The organism is Moorena sp. SIO4A1, from assembly GCF_010672065.1.
GTDB lineage: Bacteria > Cyanobacteriota > Cyanobacteriia > Cyanobacteriales > Coleofasciculaceae > Moorena.
On record NZ_JAAHHX010000636.1, the window covers coordinates 1 to 1,555 of the forward strand.

Sequence of the window (1,555 nt, forward strand, 5' to 3'; positions counted from 1 at the left end):
AAAAATCGTCCCACCAACTTTTCTCGCTCACATACATTTGCCGCAATTGTTGCAATTCTGCCTCAAAACGTACACCTTTGACTAGACCAAGCAATTTTTAACACTCGGGATTTATAGTTGATTTAAGATACGGTGGTTACCGGTAAGTTTTGGCTAAGTATTGTTAATATAAGTAGTATTGCCTTGATGTTTCGTTACATCAGGTTTTTTGATGCGATCGCCCTGAGATAATTCTATGGTTTAAGGGCGATCGCTTCTCATAGTTTACGCGATTGAACTATTAAACTATAAACGTGATTAATTGTCAAGTATGGGTTTAGTCAGACTAAAAGTACGAGAACTAGCACAGGAGAAGGGCTGGACACTCAAGGAAGTTTCTGACCGTTCCGGAGTGATTTACAGCACTGTAAGGCACTATGCCCGCTGTCCTGGTCTAAAAACAATTGACTATACTTCTATGGATAAATTAGCGAGGACGTTTGATGTGATGGTTCAGGACTTAGTCGAGATTTTAGAAGAGTGAAGCAAACCAGCGCTAAAGTCTTAAATCTTTCTAAACGTAAGCTATCAGCTATCAGCTATCAGCTATCAGCTCATGCGCAATCCTTTTGAATAAAATAAGCTGTTCCCGTAGCGTGGCCAACGGCCAACGGCTGACCACTGACCGCTGACCACTGACCGCTGACCACTGACCACTGACCGCTGACCGCTGACCGCTGACCGCTGACCACTGACCGCTGACCACTAACTGCTGTTGGCGTAGCCTGCGCGTAGCGCATATGCGTAGCCATCTTAAGGAGCGGAATTGACGGGATTCTGTTCAAAGGCTCGAATTGTGCCAGCACGACAATCCCGCAGCCAAGTCTTAACCGCTTGACCAATAACACCATTAGTGCTTTCCCGTGGCGGTGTGGGAAGTTTGCCTTCTGAAACAGAACCAATACGGGAAAAAATCATCACTAAGCGCCAGCCATCAGAGCTTTTGGTCAAAAATAGCCAGTGATAATTCTGAAGCTCTACAGCTTTATCCTTGAAATACTTGCGCTCTAGGGTAGTTAGAAAGATTTGTTGAAGTGCTTCGCTATCCGTTGGGTTAGGTACAGTGGTCGATTGAAACGACTTAAGGGGCAGAGGTTCAAACTCTGGCTTTCCTGCCACGATTACATAACTGAAGTTGTCCACAGTGGAGTCTGAGCGCCGCGCCCTCTGAATCACTCGATTGGCATAGCTAGGTAAATCTTTAAGCAATAGGGAGGTTAACGTTTCCACCTCTACCGAACAGGTTTGATCGGGTGAAGGTTCAAGGTTGGCAGGTCGGAAGAACTTTGAAGGGTTAAGGTTGGGAGGTTGGAGGTTAGTAGATTGTTCGCGTAGCGTGGCCGCAAGGCCAAGGTTGGCAGGTTGAAAGTTGACAGGTTGTTCGCGTAGCGTGGCCAATAGGCCAAGGTTAGCAGGTTGTTCGCGTAGCGTGGCCAATAGGCCAAGGTTGACAGGTTGTTCGCGTAGCGTGGCCAATAGGCCAAGGTTGACAGGTTGAAAGTTAGTAAATTGAAGG

Annotated in this window: 3 protein-coding genes; 1 reads left to right on the forward strand and 2 read right to left on the reverse strand. The window is 46.6% G+C overall.

Annotation, left to right across the window (positions count from 1 at the left end; all coding sequences use genetic code 11):
- Positions 1 to 310: 310 nt before the first annotated feature.
- Positions 311 to 523: a helix-turn-helix transcriptional regulator gene (locus tag F6K53_RS41415; RefSeq protein ID WP_008185208.1), complete on the forward strand. Its 213-nt coding sequence runs from the start codon at positions 311 to 313 to the stop codon at positions 521 to 523.
- 70 nt (positions 524 to 593) lie between these two features.
- Here the strand turns inward: F6K53_RS41415 and F6K53_RS41420 are convergent, their stop codons facing one another.
- Both F6K53_RS41420 and F6K53_RS41425 read right to left on the reverse strand, forming a co-directional pair.
- Complete coding sequence (locus F6K53_RS41420) at positions 594 to 791, reverse strand: hypothetical protein (RefSeq protein ID WP_075902933.1); 198 nt, start codon at positions 789 to 791, stop codon at positions 594 to 596.
- Position 792: 1 nt separating this feature from the next.
- The coding region (locus F6K53_RS41425) for a hypothetical protein (protein ID WP_366511435.1) at positions 793 to 1,555 on the reverse strand (763 nt) is incomplete at its 5' end.